Genomic DNA, 6,908 nt, shown 5'->3' on the forward strand with positions numbered 1-6,908 from the left:
ATTCCCGGCTTCGGACCGAACGCGCCGCGCGCGCGGGGTCCGGGGTCTTCGCCTAAGGAAAGCCTCCGATGGTCGAACTCGCCCTGCCCAAGAATTCCCGCGTCCAGAAGGGCCGCCATCACCCGGCCCCGGCCGGCGCCAAGAGCGTCAAGACCTTCAAGGTCTATCGCTATGACCCCGAGGGGACCGAAAACCCCCGGTGGGACACCTATGACGTCGACACCGACGCCTGCGGCCCGATGGTCCTGGACGCCCTGATCCACATCAAGAACACCATGGACCCGACGCTGGCCTTCCGGCGCTCGTGCCGGGAAGGGGTCTGCGGCTCCTGCGCCATGAATATCGGCGGCCGCAATACGCTGGCCTGCACCCATGGCTGGGAAGAAGTTCCCGGCCAGACCTGCACCATCAGCCCGCTGCCGCACATGCCGGTGGTCAAGGACCTGGTGCCGGACATGACCATGTTCTACGCCCAGTACGCCTCCATCGAGCCCTGGCTGCACACCAAGACGCCGGAGCCGCAAGGGGAATGGCTGCAGACGCCGGAGGACCGGGAAAAGCTCGACGGCCTCTATGAGTGCATCCTGTGCGCCTGCTGCACGACCTCGTGCCCCAGCTACTGGTGGAACGGCGACAAGTATCTGGGCCCGGCCGCCCTGCTGCACGCCTATCGCTGGCTGATCGACAGCCGCGACGAGGCCACCGGCGAGCGGCTTGACGATCTGGAAGACCCGTTCAAGCTCTATCGCTGCCATACGATCATGAACTGCGCCCAGGTCTGCCCCAAGGGTCTGAACCCGGCCAAGGCCATCGCCGAGGTCAAGAAGATGCTGGTCGATCGGGTCGTCTAAAGCTGGCGTCTGTGCGTTTCCCAAGTTGACGCAGGCGTCATTTTTCTGCATCGGGGAGCGGCATGAGTGATTTAGGCGCACACGTGGTGATCCTGGGGGCGGGGCACGCCGGCGGCACGGCCGCCGCGCTGCTGCGTCAGTATGGTCATACGGGGCCGATCACCCTGATCGGCGACGAGCCGCTGGCTCCCTATCAGCGCCCGCCGCTCTCCAAGGCCTGGCTCAAGGGCGAGGCCGACGCCGACTCCCTGGCGCTGAAGCCCCTGGAGTTCTACGCCGAGCACCAGATCGACTTCCGGCCCAACACCCGGGCGGTGAAGCTGGCCCGGGCCGACAAGGTCGTGACCCTGGCCGACGGCCAGACCCTGACCTACGATGTCCTGATCCTGGCGACGGGCGCGCGGGCCATCAAGCTGCCGGTGCCGGGCGCCGAGCTCGCCGGCCTGCTGGAGCTGCGCACCGCCGCCGACGCCGAGGCCCTGAAGGCCGCCGTGGGGCCGGGCAAGCGCCTGGCCGTGGTCGGCGGCGGCTATATCGGCCTGGAGGTCGCCGCGTCGGGCCGGGCGCTGGGCGCCGAGGTGGTGGTGATCGAGCGCGAGCAGCGTCTGCTCGCCCGGGTCGCCTGCGAATCCCTGTCGGACTTCTTCCGCGGCGTGCACGAGACCCATGGCGTCATCTTCGAGATGGGCGCCAGCGTCACCGGCTTTGTCGGCGAGGACGGTCATGTGACCGGCGTCACCCTGGCCGATGGCCGGACCGTGCCTTGCGACGCCGCCGTGATCGGGGTGGGCGCGACCCCCAACGACGAGCTGGCCGCCGACTGCGGCCTCGACACCGCCCGTGGCGTGGTGGTGGACCTTGAGGCGCGGACCTCAGATCCATCCATCTTCGCCATCGGCGACGTGGCCCATCGGCCGATGCCGATCTATGACCGCATGTTCCGGATGGAGAGTGTGCCCAACGCCCTGGAGCAGGCCAAGCAGGCCGCCAGCGCCATCACCGGGCGCCCGGCCCCGGCCGGCGAGGTGCCGTGGCAATGGTCGGACCAGTATGACCTGAAGCTTCAGATCGCCGGCTACGCCTTCGACGCCGACGAGGTGCTGTTGCGGGGCGACCCGGCCACCGGCAAGTTCGCGGTCTTCCACCTCAAGGGAGACCAGATCCAATCCGTGGAGGCGATCAACTCGCCCCCGGAATTCATGATGGGCAAGCAGCTGATCGGAAACCGCAAGCCGGTGTCGAAGGCGAAGCTTGTCGATCTCAGCGTTTCAATGAAAGAGGTCGTCGCCTGAAGGCGGCGCGAAAGGGAGCCATGGCCAAGATCACCTATATCGAGCACGACGGGACCGAGCACGTCGTGGACGTGAAGACCGGGCTCACGGTGATGGAAGGCGCGGTGAAGAACAACATCCCGGGCATCGACGCCGACTGCGGCGGCGCCTGCGCCTGCGCCACCTGCCACGTCTATGTGGACGACGCCTGGAAGGACAAGACCGGCGAGTCCTCGGCCATGGAAGAGTCCATGCTGGACTTCGCCGAGAACGTCGAGCCCAACAGCCGCCTGTCCTGCCAGATCAAGGTCACCGACGAGCTCGAAGGCCTGATCGTGCGGATGCCCGAGAGCCAGCACTAGGCTCATCATCGCCGACAACACAGACGCCGGGCCCTGCGCCCGGCGTTTTTGCGTCCGCGGCCCTTCCCGGCGTCACCCTTGCGCCTGACGCGAAGGTCTATGGCCACCGGGCCAGCCGAGGTGTTCATGGATGGTCGGATCAAGTCCGACCATGACGGGAGAAGTGGGGGAGCCTAGTCCCTCTAAAACTCCAGCTCGCGGTGCGAGGCCGACTCCGCCTGGGCCAGTTCGGGCAGGTGGCAGGTGAAGGTCGCGCCGGCGCCGGGCTCGCTCTCCAGGGCCACCCAGCCGCCGTGCAGCTCGGTGAGCGCCTTGACCAGGGCGAGGCCGAGACCCGGCCCCCCGCGCTCGCGGCCGACGAACCGGTCGAAGATGTGGGCCTGGACGTGGAAGGGGATGCCCCGGCCGGTGTCGGTGACCTGCAGCTTGACCTCGCCCAGGGCGCGGCGGGCCGAGATGGTGATCCTGCCCTCAGGCGGGGTCTGGCGGATGGCGTTCTCGATCAGGTGGTCGAGGATCTGGTCCAGGCGGTGGGCGTCGGCCCGGATCACCCCGATCTCGTCGGCATGCTCCACCTGCAGGACGATGCGGCCCTCCTCCAGGCTGCGGGACCAGCGGGCGCTGGCCTGGGCCAGCATTTCGCCCACATGGACGTCCTCCAGATCCAGGGCCATTTCGTCGGCGTCGATCTGGGCCATGTCCAGCACGTCGTCGATGGAGCGGGCGAGCTGGGTGGCGGCCATGCGCACGGCTGCGGCGTGACTGCGCCCGCGCTCCGACAGGTTCTCGCCGGACCGCTCCAGCAGCTCGGAATAGCCGATGATGGTGGTGAGCGGGGTGCGCAGCTCGTAGGAGACATTGCCCACGAAGTCGCGCTTCAGCCGTTCGGCGTCGGCGAGCGCGGCGGACCGGTCGGCCAGCGCGCTCTCCAGCTTGCGGGCGTCGGTGACGTCGGTGAAGGCGATCAGGGTCGCGCCGTCGGGCAGGGGGCGGGACTGATAGGCCACGATGCGGGAGTCCGAGGTCTTCACCTCGCCGGAGATCGGCGCCCGGGCGCTGGGGTCGGGATCGGCGACGCGGCCTTTCAACTCCCGCCAGAAGCCCAGGTCGTGCAGGCGCGGCACGCACAGCTCGACCACGCCCTCGAAGTCGCCGGCCAGGTCCAGCTGGGTCGGGGTGACGTTCCAGAAGCGCTCGAAGGCCTCGTTGTGCAGCCGCAACCGCCCGTCGGAGCCGAACACGGCCACCGCATCGTTCAGCTTATCCAGGGTCGCCTGCTGCACCTGGATCAGGGCGTTGTACTGGGCCTTGAGCTTCAGCTCGTCTGTGATGTCGGAGAACAAGAGCAGCACGCCGCCCATAGGGTGGGGCTGGCGCACGACCCTCAGGGTGCGGCCGTCGGGCAGGCTCCACAGATCATCGGGGCTGGAGCCCAGGGCCTCATAGCGATCCAACTCGGCGGCCCGCCATTTCACATAGTCGGCGGTCTCCGGCAGGCGGCGGCGCTGGCGCAGGCGGTCGAGCAGTTCGCCGTGGCCCGGCCGCTCGCTCAGCCAGGCCGGCTCCAGGCCCCACAACTCGGCAAAGGCCGTATTGTGGAAGATCATCTTCTTGTTGGCGCCGAAGATGGCGACGGCGTCGGCGATGTGGTTCAGCGTCTCGTCGTGAGCGGCCACGTGGCGCTTCAGCGCCTCGCGCATCTCTTCGGTCTCGGTGGCGTCCTCGGCCCAGACGCCGACGCCGCCGCCTTCCAGCGGCCGGGCGGTGATGTGGAAGGCGCGGCGGCGCCCCCCCAGCGTCAGCCAGCGGGTGGTCTCGCGCACCTGGGCCAGATTGGCCGCTTCGCTGGCGATCTCGTCGGCGGCCTTGTCCAGGGTCAGGCCCTTGGCGGCGGCCTCATCCAGGCTCGTGGCGTCCACCGCGGCCAGCCAGGCGGCGTTGACCCAGACCGGGGCCCCATCGGCCGAGGCGATCCAGGCTGGACCCGGACGGGCGTCCAGCAGGGCTGCGAACCGCGGCGCGGTGGGCAGGCCGGCGTCCTCGCCGATCACCGCCGAGAGCCGCAGCCAGGCCAGGGCGCCGGCGGCCCGGCCCTCGACCGAAACCACCCCGGCTGGCCCTCGGACCTCGAAGGCGCAACTCTCGCCACGCTCGAACAGGGCGCGCAGGCGTCGCGCATGATCGGGATCGGCCCGCATCAGGGCGTTGACCAGGCCCTGGGCGTCGGCGTTCTCCAGCGACAGGGCCGCGGCGCATACGCAGAGGCTTTCCTCGCCCGAGGCCAGCAGGGCGCGGCCGTCCTCCACCGCCAGCAGGGCGGAGTCGAAGGCCTCGGCCGAGGACTGGGCGACCTCGGCGCGCATTTCCAGTTCGGCGATCCGGGCCCTGAGGGCGAGCAGGCGCGCCTGCCCCTGACGCTGTTGGGCCAGGGCCCAGAGCGTGGCGCAGATGGCCAGGCAGACCGCACCGGCGGCCGCCGCCAGGATCAGTTCATGCGCGTTCATCACCACTCCATCAGCGCCGTCCGCGCCGATGCGAATCACCCTGTTTTCAACATAGAACCCAAAACGGTTCGCCGCACCCGCGGCGCATTTCCACGGGCCCTCGTTTGCGCGACAATGGGGCCATGAGCGCCATTCTCTATCCCGTCGCCCGCGACGCCGAGGCCGCGCTCGCAGCCCCGGTGGGCCGCGCAGCCCGCGCCCGGGAAGCCCGGGACCTGGCCGGCGGCGAGGCGGTCGAGTTCATCACCCGCCCGGTCGGCCCCGAATTCGCCAGCCGTGAGGCGGCGCTGGACGTCTATGCCGGTCGCGTCGAGGACGACCGTCCCGGCCGTGTGCGCAGCCTGCCGCCGGAGGATCGCTATTGCCGGCTCGCCGAGCTGGCGGCCCAGGTGGGCGGCCGGCGGCGGATGCTGGCCCCGGTCCAGCCGACCTTGCGCGATGGCCGCCGCTGGCCGACCCCGCCGGAGCAACCGGTGGCTACGGTGTGGCGCTTGCAGATCTCGTTCTGGCGGATCGGGGCTGGCGCCGAAATCCCGCTGGATGGTCCGCAGGCTCGGCGGGTGCGCCGCGGGGCCGCAGAGGCCGACCGCGAGACCCTCGACGCCCTGACCCGCCAGCCCCTGCGCCCCTTCCGTCCGCAACAGCCCCTGGACATCGGCCTGTTCGAAGTCCGCACGCCGGAAGCCCCGCACATCGTGATCGCCGACGAATGACCGCATCCGTATCGGGGCTCGCCCCCAGCCTGGACGACATGGCCGCCCTGGCCGAGGCCGCGTTTGCGCGCCTGCCCGCCGCCTTCCGCCAGATGACCGGCCACGTCATCTTCCGGGTCGATGACTTCCCCGACGAGGAGACCCTGGCGGCGCTGGAGATCGACGATCCCTTCGACCTGACCGGCCTCTATCACGGGGTCGATCTGGCCCACCGCTCGGTGCTCGATCCCGCGGTCCATCCGTCCATGGTCTTCCTCTATCGCCGGCCGATCCTGGATGAGTGGGCGGCCCGGGGCGATGTGACGCTCGAGGAACTGGTCAGCCATGTGCTGGTCCATGAAATCGGCCACCATTTCGGCCTGTCCGACGACCAGATCGACGCCATCGAGGCGGCCGAGGACTGAGGGCGGAGGCCCGTCGTCACGAAAGTGACGCCCCCGTCATCTTCTTGACTGAACGTCGTTCATGTGGCTGACTGGCGCCAGATAGATGGGCTGCCCGCAAGGTGCGGAGCCGGGGCCGCAGAGCCTGCCCGATCTTCCTGGAGGACGATTTCATGGCCGCTGACGGCAACATCACCAAGGACATCATCTACGACGCCGTGGCGCCGGACGACTTCGAGTCGATGCTGGAGCTGGACCGCTACAACGCCCGCTCGACGGCCTTCGACAAGATCATCTCGGCCACCCACGACCATTTCTGGGATCCCTTCGACAAGAGCTATATCGACTACGACGCGCCGTTCGACATGTCCAAGACGCCGATCATGCCGCTGGACACGGTGGTCGAGCTGAAGAGTGCGGTGGCCGACCGGCTGGATGACGGGCAGAAGATCGGGCTCGCCAACGACGTCATGCACTGGTCGGTCTCCAATCTGCTGCATGGCGAACAGGGCGCCTTGTCGCTGTCGGCCAGCCTTTGCCACATCCTGCTCGATCCGGGCGCCCAGGAATATGCCGCCAACCAGGCGCGCGAGGAGGCCCGCCACGTCGCGGGCTTCACCCGCTACATCGCCAAACGCTGGGGCGAGCCGCTGCCGGTCGGCAAGACGATCTCCGCCGTGCTCACCGACCTGGTGACCACCGAGGAGGTCTACAAGAAGATCGTCGGCATGCAGATGCTGATCGAGGGCATCGCCATGGGCTCGTTCGCGACGCTCAATGCCAAGACCAACGATCCCGTCCTGCGCCGCCTGGTGCAGCTCGTG

Annotated in this window: 7 protein-coding genes; 6 read left to right on the plus strand and 1 reads right to left on the minus strand. The window is 69.0% G+C overall.

Annotation, left to right across the window (positions count from 1 at the left end; all coding sequences use genetic code 11):
• Positions 1-68 precede the first annotated feature (68 nt).
• From Q8L83_RS04970 to Q8L83_RS04980, 3 genes are all read left to right on the plus strand, one after another.
• Positions 69-851 (plus strand): succinate dehydrogenase iron-sulfur subunit, encoded by a 783-nt coding sequence (locus Q8L83_RS04970; RefSeq protein WP_305285109.1) that lies wholly within the window; start codon positions 69-71, stop codon positions 849-851.
• 62 nt (positions 852-913) lie between these two features.
• On the plus strand, positions 914-2,143 hold the full coding sequence (locus tag Q8L83_RS04975) for an NAD(P)/FAD-dependent oxidoreductase (protein WP_305285110.1): 1,230 nt from the start codon (positions 914-916) through the stop codon (positions 2,141-2,143).
• A gap of 20 nt (positions 2,144-2,163) precedes the next feature.
• Positions 2,164-2,484, plus strand: coding sequence for a 2Fe-2S iron-sulfur cluster-binding protein (locus tag Q8L83_RS04980; RefSeq protein WP_305285111.1), 321 nt, complete (start codon positions 2,164-2,166; stop codon positions 2,482-2,484).
• Between the two features lie 182 nt (positions 2,485-2,666).
• Here Q8L83_RS04980 and Q8L83_RS04985 read toward each other — a convergent pair whose 3' ends face one another.
• Positions 2,667-4,988, minus strand: coding sequence for a PAS domain-containing sensor histidine kinase (locus tag Q8L83_RS04985; RefSeq protein ID WP_305285112.1), 2,322 nt, complete (start codon positions 4,986-4,988; stop codon positions 2,667-2,669).
• 122 nt (positions 4,989-5,110) lie between these two features.
• On the opposite strand from Q8L83_RS04985, the gene Q8L83_RS04990 reads away from it, so the two are divergent.
• The 3 genes from Q8L83_RS04990 to Q8L83_RS05000 form a co-directional block, all read left to right on the plus strand.
• A complete protein-coding gene (locus Q8L83_RS04990) occupies positions 5,111-5,701 on the plus strand; it encodes a hypothetical protein (RefSeq protein WP_305285113.1) in 591 nt (196 codons plus the stop codon).
• Positions 5,698-6,105, plus strand: coding sequence for a metallopeptidase family protein (locus Q8L83_RS04995; protein ID WP_305285114.1), 408 nt, complete (start codon positions 5,698-5,700; stop codon positions 6,103-6,105). The genes Q8L83_RS04990 and Q8L83_RS04995 overlap by 4 nt, the downstream gene beginning before the upstream one ends.
• 152 nt (positions 6,106-6,257) lie before the next feature.
• The coding region (locus Q8L83_RS05000; RefSeq protein WP_305285115.1) for a ferritin-like domain-containing protein at positions 6,258-6,908 on the plus strand (651 nt) is incomplete at its 3' end.

The sequence above is a fragment of the Phenylobacterium sp. genome, from assembly GCF_030680185.1.
In the GTDB taxonomy this organism is placed as follows: domain Bacteria; phylum Pseudomonadota; class Alphaproteobacteria; order Caulobacterales; family Caulobacteraceae; genus Phenylobacterium.